The sequence below is a fragment of the Nitratireductor sp. ZSWI3 genome (assembly GCF_024655565.1).
Taxonomy (GTDB): Bacteria; Pseudomonadota; Alphaproteobacteria; order Rhizobiales; family Rhizobiaceae; genus Nitratireductor.
Genome location: NZ_JANKOF010000012.1, coordinates 40,112 through 58,658, shown reverse-complemented (window position 1 = coordinate 58,658; position 18,547 = coordinate 40,112). Strand labels below are relative to the sequence as shown.

Below are 18,547 nucleotides of genomic sequence, written 5' to 3'. Positions count from 1 at the left end.
GATTCTATTATATCGATCTAACTAATAATAACCCTTCTCCTGGTGCTTGTCCGCCGCCTAGGAGGCCAAAGCCGCCTGGACGTTTTTCCTCACCGCCTGCTCATGCGTGTAAAGACCAGTCGCCGCCGCCGCGACAGCGTCGAGATCCGGCCCGAAAACATTTGAGAACATCGGCACCTGAGGACCACAGTCGGCGACACCCGACGCCGTGACGGCGTCATGAAGCACGCGTGCCGGGTGTATGCGATCCCGCTCATCCTCCAAGGGCATGAAATACTCCACGAGGCGCTCGGCTCCGGAAAAGTCGCCGGCCACGAGTTTCCGGCGCAATTGCTCGCAAAGGGACGGGGCGACACTGCACGAACCGGAGGTGAACGAGAACAGTCCGAATTTCCGGAAATGGACCACGACGGGACGCTCTCCAATGCCGCTGACGAGGTAGCGTCGGTCGATCGTATCGCAGAGTTCGGCGAGGTAGTCGTCCCGTTCGGGATCGGGACGCACCACCGCATATTTGATCGACGCTACAAGACTGTCTTCGACAAGGGAACGGATAAGCTCCGGAGTCAGAAAATTCTCTGCCTTCAGATAGAGAACCGCCTTCAGACCGGACCGTTCAACGAACTTCCTGATCGCCGCCGCGACACCGTCGGGCGTGAACATCGCAGCCGAGGGGAGCAACATCGCAGCGGGAAATTTCCGTTCCGCAAGGATGTTGGCCTGGTCGCGCATCTTGCCGAAATCCGGGCCGATGGCAGGCAGCACCCAGGAGTTCGGGGCTGCAGTTTCCACCAGGAAGTCGACGGTGTCGGCGTATTCGGAGATCGGCAAGTGGTAGAAATTGGCGTTCCCCCCGAACATCAGGCTGGTGATACCGCCGCTTTCCAGATGCCGCACAAGCCGCCTGGTTTCGTTCTTGGCCAGCCCGAGGTCTCTGTCCCGTGGCAAAGGCGGCACCCCGATAACGGATGAGGCCAGATCCTCGAAGGTAATTGGGGTGGTTTTCACTCCAGTTCTCCTTTGTCATGACGCTAACAGTGTTATTAGATCGTTGCAATGGAATTTTGCGGCTGTTCCGCTCAAGTCAATCCGGCCACGATCTAGCGAATTCCGAACTCGGACGCGAGAATATGATCGCCGGCCCTGAAGGCCTGCGCCGCGATTGTCAGCGACGGGTTCATTCCACTTGACGACGGGAAAAACGACGCGTCGATGACGAACAGATTGGGATGGTCAAAGGTACGACAATATGGGTCAAGCACGTCATGAGCCGGATCCGTGCCAAAACGTGCGGTCCCGCATTGGTGCGATGTGGTGCGGATGCCGAACTCCCGACTGACAACGATCGGATAGCCCTGATCGCGCATGATCTGTGACACGCGCTTGACGATTTCACGATGGGGACGCCGGTTCGTCGGCACTTTTGCAAGCTGAAGAGTCCCGTCATTCGCAATGCGCACACCGCTATCCGCGCACGGCAGGTCTTCGGTCTGAACATACCAGTCGACGCTTCGTGCGCTTATGGCATCACCGATCGAACGCGGCATCAATGGCGTCTGGCTGGCGAGTACAGCGCCGCTCACCTTGCCGATAAGCTGGGCATTTCCCATGGGGAAGGGGTAGTCGGCGTCGCCGAAGTAGAAATCGTTCAGTCCCATCGTTTTCTGGAACGTGACACCGGTCTTCTTGCGCCCGATCGCCATGACTACGGAGGAGTTGTGCGCCATGTAATTGCGTCCGACCAAACCGGAGGAGTTGGCGATTCCCCTGGGGGCGCGCTCGTCGGCGGATCTGAGCAGCAGCGCTGCCGAATTGATCGCCCCTGCCGAAAGCACATAGACATTGCCGCGTACGAAGATCTTCCCGTCTTGGGTGGAGACGATCAGGTGGTCGACCTTCCTGCCGGCTTCATCAAGGACGATGCGCTCGACCTTGCTGTGCGTCTTCAGCGTCACATTCGGGCGCTGAAGAAGTTGCTGGACCAGAATCTGTTCGACATCGTTTTTCGCCCCGAGCTTGCACGGGAACCCATCGCAGGTTGCGCAACGCACGCAAGTGCCGCCAGCGTGCCGCTCGACCGCGAGCGGCAATGAATAAGGGTGATGACCTTTCGCCCGAATCCCGTTGAACAGATTGAGAATGGTCTGCTCGTGGTCCACCGGACCGAAATCATAGCCTGCGGAATGCGGTGGCTCGGTCGGGTCCAGTCCCAGGCGGCCATGCACGCGAAACAATGATTCCGCCTCCGTATAGTAGGCTTCGAGGTCCTGGTAAGTAATCGGCCATGCCGGGGACACACCGTCCTCGAACGAAAGCTCTTCAAGATCGCGCGCACGCAACCGGGCAAGGACCCCGCCAAACATCTTGGTGGCGCCGCCGACATTGTAGTAGCTGGCAGGCCACTCGGGCTTTCCGCCGTTCAGACTCCATTTCTCATCCCGCGCAACGTAGCGCTGGTTGAGGAAGACTTCTTCAGGCGACCAGTTTTCGGGTTCTTTCGGCAAATAGCCTCCTCGCTCGAGAACCAGTACGGACACTCCAGCGCGGGCCAGGCGATACGCGGTGCAGGCGCCGCCGACACCACTTCCAACAATCACAACGTCGAACTCCGTCATCTGACATTGCCGATCCTGTTTCCGGACCTGGCGTCGAAAAGGACCGCCTTGTTCAGGTCCACGGCCAGCGCGATCTGCTCGCCGGCGGTGCCCGATCCCGGCCTCAGTCGCGCCGTGACCTCCTGACCTCCCAGGTCGAAAATCGCGAGGTCGTCCGACCCGGTCGGCTCAATGACGTCGAGCTTGACATCGAAACGGAAGGGCTCGACCTCCGGACCCGTGCGATTTGCTTCGAAAATCGTTTCGGGACGCACGCCCAGAAACACCTCGCGACCCGCATCCGCCGGGCGGCCGAGATCGGACGAGACGGGGATGTGAAGCGCCTCCGATGCGGAAGCGACACGAACGAAGGTTCCACCCTCGCTCCGCTCGAGCGACCCCGGAACGAGGTTCATCGGCGGGGAGCCAATGAACCGGGCCACATATGTGTTTTGAGGTTGATCATAGATCTCCTGCGGCGTGCCGATCTGCTGGATGCGGGCTTCCTTCATGACGACGACCTTGGTCGCCAAGGTCATCGCCTCGATCTGGTCGTGGGTGACATAGACAATGGTCACGCCCAGGATGGAGTGCAGCTTCTTGATTTCCGTGCGCATCTCGACGCGCAATTTGGCGTCAAGATTGGACAGCGGTTCGTCGAAGAGGAAAATCTTCGGATCGCGCACCAGAGCTCGACCCATTGCAACGCGTTGGCGCTGCCCACCGGAGAGTTGGCTCGGCCTACGGTCGAGCATCGATTCCAGCTTGAGCATCTTGGCGACACGCTGCACCGCCTCCTCGCGTTGTGGTTTGGGAACACCCCTGATCTTGAGGCCGAAGGAGATGTTCTCGCGAACGGTCATGCTCGGATAGAGAGCGTAGGACTGGAACACCATGGCGATGTCCCGGTCTTTGGGATCGAGATGGTTCACCAGCTCACCATCGATCAGCACTTCACCGTCGGTAAGCGTTTCAAGTCCGGCGATGATGCTCAACAGGGTGGATTTGCCACATCCCGATGGCCCGAGAAGCACAAGGAACTCTCCCGACTTCGCCTCTATGGTGACATTGTCGAGAGCGGTGTAGCCACCGAATGCCTTGTTGATGTTTTGCGCTACGAGTGAAGCCATACCACTAACCTTTTACCGAGCCCGCAACCAGACCGCGGACGAAATACCTTCCGGCCAGCACATAGATGACGAGCGTGGGCAACGCCGCCATGATCGCCGCGGCCATATGCACGTTGTAGGGACGCTCTCCGGTCGACGTGTTGACGATATTGTTGAGCGCAACCATGATCGGCGCGTTCGCCCCGTAGGTGAACGAGGCGCCGAAAAGAAAATCATTCCAGATATTGGTGAACTGCCAGATCACCGACACGATGATTATCGGCGCCGAGATCGGGAGCATGATGCTCCAGAAGATCCGGAAGAAGCCAGCGCCATCCACACGAGCCGCCTTCACCAGTTCCTGCGGGATGCTGATGTAGTAATTGCGGAAGAACATCGTTGTGAACGGTATGCCGTAAACGGTGTGAACCAGTGCCAGCCCCCAAAGGCTTCCCGACAGGTCCATCATGCCCAGCGCACGAGCCATGGGCAGAATGATCGCCTGATGAGGAATGAAGCAGCCGAACATGAAAAGACCGAATACGAGCCGGTGGCCGGTGAAGCGGTATTTGGTAAGCGCGAATCCGTTAATTGCGCCGAGCAAGGTCGAGACGGTGACGGCCGGGATGACCATCAGAAACGTGTTCTTGTAAAACCCGCGGATGCCGGGACATTCGACGCCGACGCACGCCTCCTGCCAAGCGACGCGCCAGGCCTCGAAACTCGGATCCCGAGGCAAGCTGATGATGTTGCCCGCCCGGATTTCGGGCATCGACTTCAACGACGTCGTGATCATGACGAAAAGCGGCGCGAGGAAATAGAGAACGAACAACGCCAGGGTTCCCAGGACGAGGACGCGCCCAGCAATCCGTCCAAAATTCAGACCAACACCGCTCGAGGCTGAGACGCTATTGCTCATGTCGCGCCTCCTGACGCAGTTCCGAATAGATGTAGGGGATCATCACCGCCGCGATGGTCATCAGGATCATCATCGCGCTCGCAGCGGCGAGACCCATGCGGTTTCGGCTGAAGGCGGTTTGATACATGAAGTTCGCGGGCAGGTCCGAGGAGTAGCCCGGCCCACCGCCGGTCAATGCCACGACAAGATCGAAGGACCGGACGGCCTGGTACATCAGGATCACGACCACCGTCAGGAAGACCGGGCGCAACATTGGCAGGATGATTGACCAGTAGATGCGCACAAGGCCGGCGCCATCGATACGGGCTGCCTTGACCACTTCTCCATCGATGCTGCGCAAGCCGGCCAGAAAGATGGCCATCGCGAAACCGGTGCTTTGCCAGACAGCGGCGATAACCAGGGTGAAAACGGCCATCTGCGGATCGACGATCCAATCGAACCTGGCGCCCTCGAACCCCCAGTCCACAAGGAGTTTCTCCACGCCGAGACCCGGGTTGAGAATCCACTTCCAGGCCGTACCCGTCACGATGAAGGAAATGGCCATCGGATAGAGATAGATCGAGCGGATCACGTTCTCGGCGCGGATTTTCTGGTCAAGAAATATCGCAAGCACGAGCCCGAGCGCCGTGGAAAGGCCGATGAAGAGCGGCGCGAAGATGGCCAGATTGCGCACCGCCACGTGCCACCGATCGGTCGACCAAAGCGTCACGTACTGGTCAAAGCCGATAAAGTCATGGACCGGGATCAACTTGGACGACGTCAGCGAGACCATGCCCGACCAGCCCATGAAACCATAGACCGCCACCGCGAGCACCACGAAGCTGGGCGAAAGCACGATTATGGAGATGCTGTCGCCCAGATATCTCTTGAGGCTGTACGTTCCTGCCCCGCCAGTACGAGTTTTCGATGCATCTGCAGCCAAGTTCACCCTCCCAGACGCCGCCCCTGATGATTTATTATATCGATCTAATTTACGAACCGCCCCGGTGAAAGTCAACTCTTAGATAGCGGTTCGACAAACTACTCGAGCGCTGCTCGGACGGGCAACTACAGGATCACCCCTCAACCCCATCCGGAAGACCGGCGTGCGACCAATGCTCCAACGGAACGCGACGCAATTGCATCGATATAATAACGATAGTAGATTTCCGATACCGTGCCGGTGCAGCAGGAATTCGGTTTCGCCGCGCCAGGGGACGGGGAACAGCCACGCCCGACCGATCCGGCGGCGAACAAGCGATGTGGATGTCATCGAATGGACCCGACGAGACGAGACACGATTTCGGACAATCTGCGGCAATTGGTGGTTGCGCACGGCAACATTTCCGCCGTTTGTCGAAACCTTCACATGAACCGCCAGCAGTTCAACAAGTATCTGAGCGGGCGGCACACGCCCTCGCAGTCCAACATCAACGCGATTTGCAGATACTTCGGTATTTCATCTTCTGATCTGACTGATCCGGACTTCGATCCGGCCGGGACGCATTCCCCTTCCCGTACGCAGGACAGCTTCTCTGCCGCTATCGACTCTCCCATCTTCGCGCATCTGCTGGAGGCGCATGACTCCGGATGGGTCGAGCAGTTTTGCGGCATCTATGAGAAGTATCATTTCTCATCGATCTACAAGGGCGACGTGGTGCGCTCCATTCTCAAAATCTCGCCGGCGCGCGGCGTTTGCACCTATTCCAACTACGAGATCTTCCCGAACAGGCGCGATCCGGAAAAGGTCGAGTTCCTTTTCAGGTATCACGGCATAGTCTTCGGCGTGGAACAGAGGCTGTTCCTAATCGACTTCGAAAAGATCCAGCGCAACGAGCTGACATTCTCGATATTCGCGCCGCTCATCAGGAAGCCGACGCGGTTCTTTTTCGGCGTGACGTCGGGCGTCGCCGCCAATCTCGGCCGTGCCCCCTATTGCTCGAAGGCCGTTCTGGATTTCAGAGGAGACGTCCCGGTGTCAAAATCCCTGGTGCGGCGCGCTACAGTGCTGCCCCCCGACGATCATTCCATTCCGCTTGAGGCAAGCGACTATCTGATGCCGCGCTAGCCCCGGCAGCCCTTACGAAGACATCCCACCTTTCGGCAAGTCCGCCTAAACCCGCCATGTACGGAGATCCAGCAACATGTCGCTCATTCGAGACTTTCAGTCTATCGCCAGACCCATTTCCGGATTCGTGGCGTTGGGCAGCTTTGCCGGGACACTGGGGGCGCTTTTACCGCATTTGCAGGCCGGCTTGGATATCAGCCATACCCAGCTTGGCCATGCGCTGATAGCGATGTCAGTCGGAATGGTTCCTGGCCTCGTCCTGGGGGCGCGGCTGACCAATCGTGCCGGTGCGCTTCACTCCGCCTGGGCGATCGCGAGCTTTGGCGCTGCCGTCGCAGCTTTGGGAATAGCGACGGGTATAGTTCCGCTGATCGCGTTCTTTCTGCTGGCGGGCATGACACACGGTATAGTCGACATCGCGATCAATGCCGAGGTCAGCACCATCGAGGCGAAAACCAAGCGGCAGCTCATGCAACTCGCACACACGTTTTTTGCGCTCCCCTTTGGTGTCTGCGCCCTTCTGGCGGGTATGTTGGCGAGCTTCGACCTCCCCTTCAAGGTCATTTTCCTACTCAACGGTGCCGGTATTCTTGCGTTGGGTGTCCTGACGGCCCGGACGAAGCCGTCCGGCGATCCAGTGTCCAGCACCAGCGAACAACCGTCACTGCCCGTGCGGGCCTTTATCCCGCTTACAATGCTTTTGGGCGGTGTCATCCTGCTCGCCTTTTCGGCTGAACAGACGCTCCAATCCTGGAGTGCCATCCATCTGCTCGCGAGCTATCAAGCAAGTACCTTTCAAGCCTCGCTCGGGCCGGCGACGGTCGGGTTCGGATTGGCTCTCGGCCGATTTGGCGCTCAACTTCTCAGTCAGCGCGTGCGCGAGGACGTGTTGGTCATGTCGAGCACAGTGTGCGCAGCACTCGGTATCGCCGTCTTTTCCTTATCCTGGTCGACGATGGTCGGGCTTGCCTCGCTTCTCCTGGCGACGCTCGGTTATTCGGTGCTTGCGCCTACGGTTTTCGGGGCGGCCGGGCGCGCCGCGCCGGCCCGCCTTCGCGGCAGCATCCTCGGCGCAGTCATCTTCATCGGTGCCGCCGGTATGTATGTTGTTCCTGGAATGGTCGGCTACGCAGCGGACGTATTCAGTCTTAGCACGGCTCTCGCCGCAGTCGCCGTTGTGATGTTGCTGGCTTTGCCACTTTGGATCGGCGTCAACATTCTCACCCGCAAGCTGGCGGCGGCTGCTGCCTGACCGAAAGCCAGAACCTATCAGAGAGGCGGGATCGAGACTCGAGTCTCGCCCCTGCAAGCGGCTTCGGCCGCAAGAGCGATTTCAAGGGACCGGCGGCCATCCCGCCCGCTGACCAATGGCGCGCCGCCATTCTCGATCGCAGCGACGAACATGGCGATCGTGTAGGCGTAAAGCGAATTTCGGTCAGTATCGATCAACTCCACAGCATCGCCCCGGCGAAGCGTAAGCGCTCCCCCTGGCGCCTGGGCCATTGCGCCAGTGGCGACAAGGCTGCCTTCGGTACCCATCACCTCTATGCGAGAAGGTCCGGCATGCTTTTCGACAAAGCTTTCATGCACTATTGCAAGAATGCCCGATTGCATCCGCAGTACGAACATGGCGGTGTCATCAAGCCCCGCTTGAGCCATGCCCCGCCCGGCACTTAACCCGGTCACTTCGACCGGCTCCTCGCCAAGGATGTTGCGTAACGTGTCGGCATCATGCACGCCAAGATCGAGCGCAACGCCGCCTCCTTTTTCAGGATGCGTCAATCGCCATGTCTGGAGGTGCTCAGGCAGATAACCCGCGTGAAACAGGCGTACTGAGTTGACCTTGCCAATCGCTCCAGAACCGATCAGTTCCTTGAGCTTGCGGTGCAACCCGGACCCACGCATGTGGTGATTGGTGGCAAAGACGACGCCCGCCGTATCGGCAGCGGCGATCATCGCATCGACATCGGCCAGTTCCAGGGCAAGCGGCTTCTCACACAAGACGTGCTTGCCGCCATTGGCCGCAGCGATGGCATGCGGCTTGTGAAGCTCATTCGTGGTCGAGATATAGACGCAATCGATATCATCATCGTTGACGATATCGCCGATATCCGTCGACGCCCGTTCGATCCCGCAGTCACGCGCAAAGGCCTTGCCCCGTTCTGCTTCCGAGCTCAGCACGGCAACAAGGTCCTGCCCTTCCGCCTGGAGGGCCGGAATGACCCAATCCCGTGCGATGGCGCTCGCGCCGATGATGCCCCAACGCTTTTTTTCCGTCATGATATGCTCCCGCTTATTCTGGTGAGACGGCAGACCCGTAGGGCACGTTGCGCCCGCCATAGCGGCGAACGCGCACGTTGGCCTGCTCCGCGTGACCGACAAAGCCTTCCATCATGCAAAGACGGGAGCAGTACGCTCCCATGTCTGCGCTGGCCTCGTCGGTCGTGATTTTCTGGTAGGTGCAGGTCTTGAGGAACTTCCCGACCCAAAGGCCACCGCTGTAGCGCGCGGCAAGATTGGTCGGCAGCGTGTGGTTGGTGCCGATCACCTTGTCGCCATAGGCCACGGTGGTGCGCGGACCGATGAACAACGCTCCATAGTTCTTCATATTGTCCACGAAATAGCTGTCATCGCCGGTCATGACCTGTACATGCTCGGATGCGATGCGATCTGCTTCCCGCAGAGCTTCGGCCCTATCTTCGCATACGATAATTTCGCCGAAGTCCTCCCAGGCCTGCCGAGCGACTTCCGCGGTGGGAAGCTTTTCCAGCAACAGCTCGATCTGACCCATAGTCTCCCTGCCCAGCCGCTCAGATGTCGTCAGCAGGATCGCCGGCGAGTTGGGCCCATGCTCGGCCTGACCCAGCAGATCGGTGGCGCACAGCTCCCCGTCCACCGTTTCGTCGGCGATGACAAGAACCTCCGTGGGACCTGCAAACAGGTCTATGCCCACCCGGCCGTAGAGCTGGCGCTTGGCCTCCGCAACAAAGGCGTTGCCCGGACCGACCAGCATATCGATCGGCGCAATCCTCTCGGTTCCCACGGCCATGGCGGCAACGGCCTGCACGCCGCCGAGACAGTAGATCTCGTCAGCGCCATCCAGCGCCTGGGCTGCAACGATGTAGCGTGCGGGTTCGCCCTTGAAGGGCGGCGCGCAGGTGATCACGCGGTCACATCCGGCGATCTTGGCTGTCAGGACGGACATATGGGCGCTGGCAAGAAGCGGATAATTCCCGCCGGGCACATAGCACCCGACATTCTCGATCGGGATATGCCTATGTCCCAGAATGATCCCGGGACGCTGCTCGATTTCCAAGTCCTGGAGTGTCGCCCGTTGCGCCTCGGCGAACATACGCACCTGATCGCGCGCAAACTCAATGTCCTCACGTTCCTGGGAGGTGAGCGAGTTGATACAGGCACCGATCTCTTCGGGGCCCAACCGGTAGTCATCGCGGTCAAGACCGTCGAACCGGCGCGCATATTCCCGTACGGCCGCGTCGCCGCGCTGCTCGACATCGAGGATGATCTTCGAGACCGTCTCACGCAGCTGAGCACTGGCCGCTTCCATGGCCGCTTTCCTGCGTGCAGCCTTCAAGTACCTGACCATTCGTCCGATCCTGACTGTGTATGAAGAGCTCATAGGGCGCCGAGTTCACGGCGTCCTTCTTCCTGTTGCGGCGGGGAGGCCTTATAAATGCTGCTCTCTGGCGCGCATCTCCGCGTAGGCCGCCTGTTCCTTCTTGTAGTATTCGGGTGACGGGAAATCCCACCAGCCGGGGGTGAACGGACCCGCGGCATCGCGTGAGGTCATCACCTCGACAAGGGCGGGGCCGCCGCACGACAGAGCTTTTTCGATGGAAGGCTTGAGATCGTCGTCACTGTCGACCTTCCAGCTCTCGATACCGAAATTCCTGGCGACGCCGCTCAGGTTAGCCGAATATGGCTCGCTATTGCCCTTCGCGTGATGATTGAATTCCGATCCTACGTGGCGGCCCATGAACTTGCGTTGCCCACCGCGGATCGACATGTAGCCGGAATTGTTCTGAACGAAGAACACGACGGGAATGTTGTGCATTGCCGCGACACCGATTTCGGGCAAACACATCATGAAGTCGCCATCCCCGAGGATGGAGACCACCTGCCGATCGGGACAGGCGAGCTTGGCGCCGAGAGCAGCCGGCAGCGCCCAACCCATCGGCGAATAGGATCCTGACGTTATGTGCGTGCGGGGCTCGTAAACCGGGAAGCCCTGCTTCACAGCGCCCTGCGTGTTGCCGGAACCGACCGTCACAATGCCGCTGCGGTCCAGGACTTCCCGAAGCACGGACAAAGGGCGCTGCGAGGTGAAGGGGGCTTCACGAGAGTCCCGGCGCGGCGCCAGAATTTCTTCCCATTCACCCTTGGCCCTGCGGATATCGGCGTGAAAGCTCTCACGGCGCGACCGCACCCTTGAAGACTGCAGATCGGATACCGAGTCTACCATCGCCTCAAGAACGACCCGCGCATCGCCGATAATTCCGACTTCGGTGGGATAATTCTTGCCGATCTCATGATGATCCAGGTCGATGTGGATCAGCTTTCCGGGCGGAATGGAGAAGCTGACGCCCTTGGCGTAGGACGACGCCGACCAATCCGTGAATCGACAGCCAACCGACATCACGACATCGGCACTTGCGGTGATGCTGTTTCCGCAGCTCGTGCCGGTCTGTCCCACCGCGCCTATGCATAATTCATGCTCGTCGCTGATGGCGCCCTTGCCGTTCCAGGTGTAGGAAACGGCCGCACCGATCCGCTCCGCAAAGGCCGTCAGTGCCTGCGATGCGTCGGCCGACACGGCACCGCCGCCAGCGACGATGACCGGGCGCTCGGCTGCCAGCAAGAGCTCAACCGCTTTCTCGACGGCCACCGGATCGGGATAGTTCACCCCCATCGGCATGCGCTTCGACAGGTCATGAATATTCACGTCCGCCGACTCACACTGAAGATCCATCGGCAATTCGACGTGCACGGGGCCAACACGGCCCGATAGCATTGTGTTGAACGCCCGATGCATCACGAACGGGATCTCGTCGACCCTCCCCACCTTGTATGAGCGCTTCACGACGGGCTCAATCACGCGGCAGAACGAATTCTCGTTCTGCCGCTCGATCTCCTGCATGACGCCATGGCCCTTCATGTGGGTGGCCGGGCTACCGTTGATATAGAAAGCGGCGGTAGAGTCGGTGTAGCAAGTGGCCAAGCCGATGACCGTGTTTGTCGCCCCGGGACCGACGGAGGTTGTGCAGGCCATGGGCTTGCCGCTGGCGCGATAATAGCCATCCGCCATATGCACAGCACTCTGCTCATGCATTGTTTGAATGAAGGGGATGTCTCCGCCCTTCTGCAGGAAAGCATCGACCAGCGCCCAGTTTCCGTGGCCAGGCACGCCGGCAATGTACTCGATGCCATACTGCTTGAGCGCGTGGCTGACGATTTCACCACCTGTGAGTTTCATGTTCCACCCTCCTTGGTCGGCCTGCGAACGGCAGCGTGTTCGCTTGGATATGGCCTCCAAGTAAGCGCAATTGCCTCCCTCCAACAATTTCGCAAAACCGGAAATTGCCTACGTCAGGTCGCGACAGACTGCTTCAAAGTGCGTCACCTCTCGTTCGCTCCGGACAGCAAAAAAAGCGCCGCCGAGGAAGCCTCGGCGACGCAACTGCCTGTGGGAGGATATCTGACAGCATTGACGGATCGCTTGACCCGTCGACATGCGACGGCGAACCTTGAAAAAGGTTATTATATCGATATAATAAATGCAAGCACTGTTTTTTCGAGCGAACTTGTCACAAGAAGGCCGAGAGGCTGCCGACTAAGACGATTCGCGCGCGATAAGGGTGGGCTGAACGATGATGCGCTGGCGCTGCCTGTCCGGATCGGAAATGCGCGCAAGAAGCTCTGCGGCGGCGAGCCGCCCGATATTCTGAGCGTCGATCGAAACGGTCGTGAGCGACGGCGTCCAGAGGCTGGATTCCGGAATGTTGTCGAATCCGACCACAGCGACTTCTTTGCCCGGCGTCAGTCCGCACTTTAGCATGGCGAGCATCACGCCGAACGCCATAACATCGTTGTAGCATATGATCGCACTTGGCCGATCTTCGCGCTGCAGAAGCTCAAGAGCCTCGGACATGGCAGCAGCGCGGCTGATCGCGGAGGCCCTGAGGTTGCTATCCTTGACCTCCAGATCATTGCGCTTCATGGCGGAGAGAAACCCCTCGTAGCGCTCCCGGCTGGAAGATTTCCTCGGGGGTCCCCCGATATAGGCGATGTCGCGATGCCCCTTGCCGGCCAGATGGTCGACAAGCATTCGCAAACCCAAATGATTGTCGGGACCGACATAGCTGGCGGAGATGTCCTCCAAGTATCGCATTATCAATACGACAGGGATGCCGGCCTTTTCGAGTGCTTCGAGATTTTTCGCGGAATTTTCACCGGAAGGGCAAAGAAAGGCACCGGCTACATTGTGCTCGATAAGACGTGAGATGATCCTCGATTCCTGCTCTACGCTCTCTGCCGTATCGGCGAAGATCGTCATGAACTTCTTATCGCCGCACTCATTCTCGATCCCGGATGCGAGCACGGCATAGAAGGGGTTGGAAATATCGGCGATCACCATGCCGAGCGTTCGCGTTTTCTGTGTGCGCAAATTGGCGGCGGATTGATTGTAGACATAGCCGAGCGCCTGCATCGACGCCCGAACGCGCTTGTGTGTCTGCTTGGGGATCAACTTGCTGTCGCGCACCACCAGCGATGCTGTCGACCGCGAAACGCCCGCATGTGCTGCTACGTCGTCCAGCGTGACGCTCGTCTTACCCTTACCTTTGCGGCGCTTCTTTACAGGTCTTTCTGTCTGTTCGGTCATCAGGGCCCTCTCGTAGCGATCTACTACACAAAGGTGCACTGAAAGCCAAGGAATCATTGCCATTTTGCATAGCAGAAAAACAAACGATGGACATTTCAATTAGATCGATCTAACATTCTTCAACCTTCTAGGAGCGACCATGACCATTGATACCACACAATCCTCCCCGCGCCTGGCGGCCGATATTGGAGGGACATTCACCGACGTCGTGCTCGAGATCGACGAACGCCGGGTCACCTCAAAGGTCCTCACCACGCCGCAGGCGCCCGAACAAGGCGTGCTGACGGGAATTGAAAATGTACTCAAACAAGCCGGTATGTCGCATACGGACATCAGCCTGTTCATTCATGGCACGACGCTCGCCACCAATGCGTTGATCGAAAAGAAAGGCGCGAAGACAGCCTTCATCACCACCAGAGGCTTTCGCGATACTATAGAGATCGGCAAGGAAAGCCGCTTTGACCAGTACGACATCAACCTCGTCAAACCGGAGGCCATCGTTCCGCGTGAGCTGCGCCTGACGGTGCATGAGCGCATCGCCGTGAACGGCGAGGAAGTGGTGCCGCTAGAACTCGGGGATATCAAGCAGATCGGATCCGCTCTTAGAGACCAGGGCGTCGAAAGCGTCGCCATCGGTCTGATGCACAGCTATGCCAATCCGGCGAATGAGAACGCGATCGAAGCTGCTCTCCGCAGCGAATTGCCCGATCTCTACATCTCGAAATCCTCGGAGATCTGTCCGGAAATCCGCGAGTACGAGCGCTTCGTGACGACCTGCGCGAACGCCTACGTGCAGCCAATCATCGCCAGCTACCTGACGAGGCTCCGCGAGCAACTGGACAGTTTGGGCATGGCCTGTCCCATGCTTCTGATGACATCCGGCGGCGGACTGACAACGCTGGAGGCAGCCCGGCGCATGCCGATCCGGCTGGTGGAGTCGGGCCCCGCGGGGGGGGCGATCCTTGCCGCTCACATCGGCCGCGAATCCGCCAATCCGGATCTTCTATCCTTCGACATGGGCGGCACCACCGCCAAGGTGTGTCTCATCGATGACAACCAACCCATGAAGAGCCGATCGTTCGAGGTCGCACGCACGAAACGGTTCATGAAGGGCTCAGGCATGCCAGTGCGTATCCCCGTTATAGAAATGGTGGAGATCGGCGCCGGTGGCGGATCCATCGCGAGCATCGACACCACAAGACGTATCCAGGTCGGCCCGGAAAGCGCGGCCTCGGAGCCCGGTCCGGCGTGCTATGGGCGTGGGGGGCGGAGACCCACGGTTACCGACGCAGACCTCACGCTGGGCAAGATCGACGCCCGGCTTTTCGCAGGAGGGTCGATCTCACTCGATCCCGGGAAGGCTGCTGAAGCCATAGCATCGAGTATTTCGGAGCAGCTTGGAGTCGACGCCGCGACGGGCGCGCTCGGCATATGCGAGATCGTCGAGGAGAATATGGCGAACGCGGCTCGCGTGCATGCAATTGAGCGCGGGCGTGACATCACCGCCCGCGCCATGATCGCATTTGGCGGGGCGGCGCCGCTTCATGCAGCCCGGTTGGCTGAAAAGCTCAATGTCGGCAAGGTTATAATACCTCCGAGTGCCGGGGTCGGGTCGGCGGTGGGATTTCTCCGCGCTCCGATTTCCTACGAAGTCGTCCGCAGTTTGATGCAAAAGCTCTCGCGTTTCGACGCTGAACTCGTGAACGGGCAATTCGCCGACATGATCGCCGAGGCGACCGCGATCGTTTGCAGCGCGGCACCGAAAAGCGATCTAATAATCCAGCGATCTGCCCATGTGCGCTACTCCGGCCAGGGCCATGAGATCGAGGTGGACCTGCCGAACCGGGATCTCTGTACGGATGATGCGAAACTGATAAAACGTGGCTTCGAAACGCGATATCGCCAGCTTTACGGCCGCGTCATCCCGCATGCGGATGTGGAGATCTTGAGTTGGACCTCGACAGTGACGGCCGCGGGCCCGAACGAGCCCCACAAGATCCGGATCGAGGTCCCTCCCGCCGATGCCCCAATGGAGAAGATCAACACCGCAAGGCTCTTCGACGCCCGGTTGAACACCTTCGTGGACGCACCGATTTTTTGGCGGTTCGCCATGCCGGCCAATCGCACGGTGAGCGGCCCGGCGATCATCGCCGAAAACGAGACGTCGACGATCGTGACATCCAGCTTCAACGCTCATGTCGACACGGCCGGCTGTATCGTGCTCCAAGTCCGCGAGACTGCAGGAGACAACAATGCCTGATCAGACCAGCCCGCTCGTCGAAATCCAAACTCACATCATGTGGAACCGATTGATTTCGCTTGTGGAGGAGCAGGCACAGACCCTCGTGCGCGCAGCATTCAGCCCGATCGTGCGAGAGAGCGGTGACCTCTCGGCAGGCGTGTTCGACGTCAGGGGGCGGATGCTGGCGCAGGCCGTCACCGGGACACCGGGGCACGTCAATTCCATGGCGGAATCAGTGAAGTTCTTCATCGAAGAGTTTCCACCTTCCGAGATGAAACCGGGCGATGTGTATCTCACCAACGATCCCTGGAAGGGGACTGGCCACCTGCACGACATGGTGGTGGTCACACCGGCTTTCTACAAGGAGAAGCTGGTGGCGCTGTTCGCCTGCACCAGCCACCTGATCGACATCGGTGGAATCGGCTTCGGGCCGGACGGCAACGACGTGATCGAGGAAGGGCTCTATCTGCCGTTTCTCAAACTTGCCGATGCGGGAGAGTTGAATCAAACGCTTCTCTCGATCCTGCGCGGCAACTCCCGCTACCCCGTCGAGGCCGAGGGCGACGTGCTTTCGCTGGCAGCCTGCAACGACGTAGGCGCCAGGCGGCTCTTCGACATGATGGACGAGTTCAACCTCGACACACTCGACGCGTTGGGGGAACACATTATCTCGACCTCGCGCGAGGCGGTTCTGTCCGAAATCCGGAATCTGCGAAAGGGGACGTTCAAGGCCGAGATGCGGATCGACGGCTACGACAAGCCCATCGACCTCATGGCCGCACTGACCATATCGGATAGCGGCATCGATATCGATTTTGCCGGGACGTCGGGACCATCGGTCAAGGGGATCAATGTTCCCCTTACATACACTCAGGCCTATGCAACTTATGGCGTGCGAGTGCTCATCGCGCCCGAGGTGCCGAACAACGCTGGTTCTTTGGACGTCATCAGGGTCAGTGCGCCGAAGGATTGCATCCTGCACGCGCAACGCCCAGCTCCCGTATCGTCCCGCCATGTCGTGGGACAGATGCTACCTGACGTGGTGTTCGGTTGTCTCTCGCAGGTGCCGGAGCTTCACGCTCCCGCAGAAGGGACTTCCTGTCTGTGGAACCTTATACTCGAAAACCGCGCCACACAGATCAATGGCGCGATGGAGGGATATACGCGGTTCTCGATACTCGCTGTGCAGACTGGTGGCGCCGGTGCGCGGCAAACCTTGGATGGCCTTTCCGCCACGGCCTTCCCGAGCGGAGTCTCGGGCGTGTCCGTCGAAATCATTGAGTCCATCTCTCCTCTGCTTTTCCAACGCAAGGAGCTTCGCGAAGGCAGTTGCGGGGCTGGAAAATTTCGCGGCGGTCTGGGCCAGATCATTGAAATCCGGAATCGCGAACATATCGAGTTCCAGATCTACGCCGCACTGGATCGAATCGAGCATGCCCCCCGGGGCCGCATGGGCGGCGAGAACGGAGCAACAGGCTTCATTGGTCTCGGGTCGGGCCAGGTGATGAATGGCAAGGGCCGGCAAGTCGTACCGGCAGGCGACACCCTGATCATCCACACACCGGGCGGCGCCGGCTATGGATCCCCCGCCGAAAGATCGGCTGCGGCAATTGAAGCCGATCGGCGGGGGGGATTGGTCCCCACTCGCGACTGACATTCGTTCCAAACCGCGCAACTCTGAAACCGGGAAGAAATCATGACCACCCTCAGGCAAGACGCTTATGCCGTGATGCTGCCAGCCTTCGACACGCTCGAGCTTTCCCCACCGGTCCGGGGCTTCCTCAAAAGCGGCGGTTGCTCAATCTTGCTTGGAGAATCGCGCGAGGAGTACGTTAACCGCTCGATGAGCGCCGATCGCATCGCCCGCGAAACCGGTAGGGACTTCAAGAATGTCACCGACACGGCGCGTGACCTGGCCGGTCAGGACATTCTGGTTGCCATCGATCAGGAAATGGGCGGCATATGCCGGCTCCACAAGCTTGTGCCGCAGTTCCCAGCCTCCACGGATATTTCCAGTACGCCGGCCTCGCAGATCGAAGCGATCACCCGAGAGATCGCCGAGTGTGCGCGCTCGATCGGCATCAATCTTTTTTTGTCTCCGGTTCTCGACATGATCACGGGCACGAATCCGTGGCTTGAAAACCGCACATGGTCGACGGATCCGGCCAAGGTCGGGACATTGTCCGCCGCTTACATCCGTGGTGCTCAAGCCGGTGGGGTCGCCTGCACCGCCAAACATTTCCCCGGCTTTCACAACGTCACCGGAGACCCGGCCATCACGGCCGACGTCGTCGCGCCGGACGCGGCCGGGGCTTACGAGGCCGGGTTCGGTCCTTTTGTCGACGCCGTTGAGGCTGGCGTCGAAGTCATCATGGTCGGCCCGGCACCGGTCGAAGCCTTCGACCCAGGAGAACCGGCATCGGTGTCCCCGCGAATCATGAACATGCTGCGGAGAGATATCGGCTTCAGCGGACTGATCCTCGCGGACGACCTGGATAGCGCGGCAACCATGCAGAACGGCCGACGCAGCGTGCCACAAGTAGCTGTCGACGCGCTCGCCAACGGCTCACAGTTTTTATTGCTCGCGGCCCACAACGACATGAGCGAAATCGCCGACGCCATTCTGAAAGCCGTAGACGACCAGATCATCGCCGAGGCACACCTCCGGGGGGCAGCGCATAGAATTCGTGCATTGGTTGGCAAGTACAGCGCCTAGAGGTCTTTGCGGGCAGGAT

14 protein-coding genes are annotated in these 18,547 nt (G+C 59.5%); 5 read left to right on the top strand and 9 right to left on the bottom strand.

Annotated features, from left to right (window positions below):
• Positions 1-57 precede the first annotated feature (57 nt).
• The 5 genes from NUU27_RS06525 to NUU27_RS06505 form a co-directional block, all read right to left on the bottom strand.
• A complete protein-coding gene (locus tag NUU27_RS06525; RefSeq protein WP_257761275.1) occupies positions 58-1,008 on the bottom strand; it encodes a dihydrodipicolinate synthase family protein in 951 nt (316 codons plus the stop codon).
• A 92-nt stretch (positions 1,009-1,100) separates the two neighbouring features.
• Positions 1,101-2,615 (bottom strand): FAD-dependent oxidoreductase, encoded by a 1,515-nt coding sequence (locus NUU27_RS06520; RefSeq protein WP_257761274.1) that lies wholly within the window; start codon positions 2,613-2,615, stop codon positions 1,101-1,103.
• Positions 2,612-3,724: an ABC transporter ATP-binding protein gene (locus NUU27_RS06515; protein WP_257761273.1), complete on the bottom strand. Its 1,113-nt coding sequence runs from the start codon at positions 3,722-3,724 to the stop codon at positions 2,612-2,614. Before NUU27_RS06515 ends, NUU27_RS06520 begins: the two co-directional genes overlap by 4 nt.
• A gap of 4 nt (positions 3,725-3,728) precedes the next feature.
• A complete protein-coding gene (locus tag NUU27_RS06510; RefSeq protein ID WP_257761272.1) occupies positions 3,729-4,622 on the bottom strand; it encodes a carbohydrate ABC transporter permease in 894 nt (297 codons plus the stop codon).
• Positions 4,612-5,481 carry a carbohydrate ABC transporter permease gene (locus NUU27_RS06505; RefSeq protein ID WP_257761292.1) on the bottom strand — a complete coding sequence of 290 codons (870 nt, stop codon included), beginning with the start codon at positions 5,479-5,481 and terminating at the stop codon, positions 4,612-4,614. The genes NUU27_RS06510 and NUU27_RS06505 overlap by 11 nt, the downstream gene beginning before the upstream one ends.
• Positions 5,482-5,877: 396 nt before the next feature.
• Between NUU27_RS06505 and NUU27_RS06500 the strand changes: the two genes are divergently transcribed.
• Positions 5,878-6,669 carry a helix-turn-helix transcriptional regulator gene (locus NUU27_RS06500; RefSeq protein ID WP_257761271.1) on the top strand — a complete coding sequence of 264 codons (792 nt, stop codon included), beginning with the start codon at positions 5,878-5,880 and terminating at the stop codon, positions 6,667-6,669.
• A gap of 76 nt (positions 6,670-6,745) precedes the next feature.
• Positions 6,746-7,921 carry an MFS transporter gene (locus NUU27_RS06495; RefSeq protein ID WP_257761270.1) on the top strand — a complete coding sequence of 392 codons (1,176 nt, stop codon included), beginning with the start codon at positions 6,746-6,748 and terminating at the stop codon, positions 7,919-7,921.
• A 17-nt stretch (positions 7,922-7,938) separates the two neighbouring features.
• On the opposite strand, the gene NUU27_RS06490 is transcribed toward NUU27_RS06495, so the two are convergent.
• From NUU27_RS06490 to NUU27_RS06475, 4 genes are all read right to left on the bottom strand, one after another.
• Positions 7,939-8,949: a Gfo/Idh/MocA family protein gene (locus NUU27_RS06490; RefSeq protein WP_257761269.1), complete on the bottom strand. Its 1,011-nt coding sequence runs from the start codon at positions 8,947-8,949 to the stop codon at positions 7,939-7,941.
• Between the two features lie 13 nt (positions 8,950-8,962).
• Positions 8,963-10,276, bottom strand: coding sequence for a histidinol dehydrogenase (gene hisD / locus NUU27_RS06485; RefSeq protein WP_257761268.1), 1,314 nt, complete (start codon positions 10,274-10,276; stop codon positions 8,963-8,965).
• An 81-nt stretch (positions 10,277-10,357) separates the two neighbouring features.
• Positions 10,358-12,163, bottom strand: coding sequence for a thiamine pyrophosphate-binding protein (locus NUU27_RS06480; protein ID WP_257761267.1), 1,806 nt, complete (start codon positions 12,161-12,163; stop codon positions 10,358-10,360).
• A gap of 357 nt (positions 12,164-12,520) precedes the next feature.
• A complete protein-coding gene (locus NUU27_RS06475) occupies positions 12,521-13,570 on the bottom strand; it encodes a LacI family DNA-binding transcriptional regulator (RefSeq protein WP_257761266.1) in 1,050 nt (349 codons plus the stop codon).
• Between the two features lie 139 nt (positions 13,571-13,709).
• Between NUU27_RS06475 and NUU27_RS06470 the strand changes: the two genes are divergently transcribed.
• From NUU27_RS06470 to NUU27_RS06460, 3 genes are read left to right on the top strand one after another with little or no spacing between them, the layout of a single operon-like run.
• Complete coding sequence (locus NUU27_RS06470) at positions 13,710-15,830, top strand: hydantoinase/oxoprolinase family protein (RefSeq protein WP_257761265.1); 2,121 nt, start codon at positions 13,710-13,712, stop codon at positions 15,828-15,830.
• Complete coding sequence (locus NUU27_RS06465; RefSeq protein WP_257761264.1) at positions 15,823-17,466, top strand: hydantoinase B/oxoprolinase family protein; 1,644 nt, start codon at positions 15,823-15,825, stop codon at positions 17,464-17,466. Before NUU27_RS06470 ends, NUU27_RS06465 begins: the two co-directional genes overlap by 8 nt.
• Before the next feature lie 42 nt (positions 17,467-17,508).
• Positions 17,509-18,528, top strand: coding sequence for a glycoside hydrolase family 3 N-terminal domain-containing protein (locus NUU27_RS06460; RefSeq protein WP_257761263.1), 1,020 nt, complete (start codon positions 17,509-17,511; stop codon positions 18,526-18,528).
• The last annotated feature ends 19 nt before the right edge of the window (positions 18,529-18,547 follow it).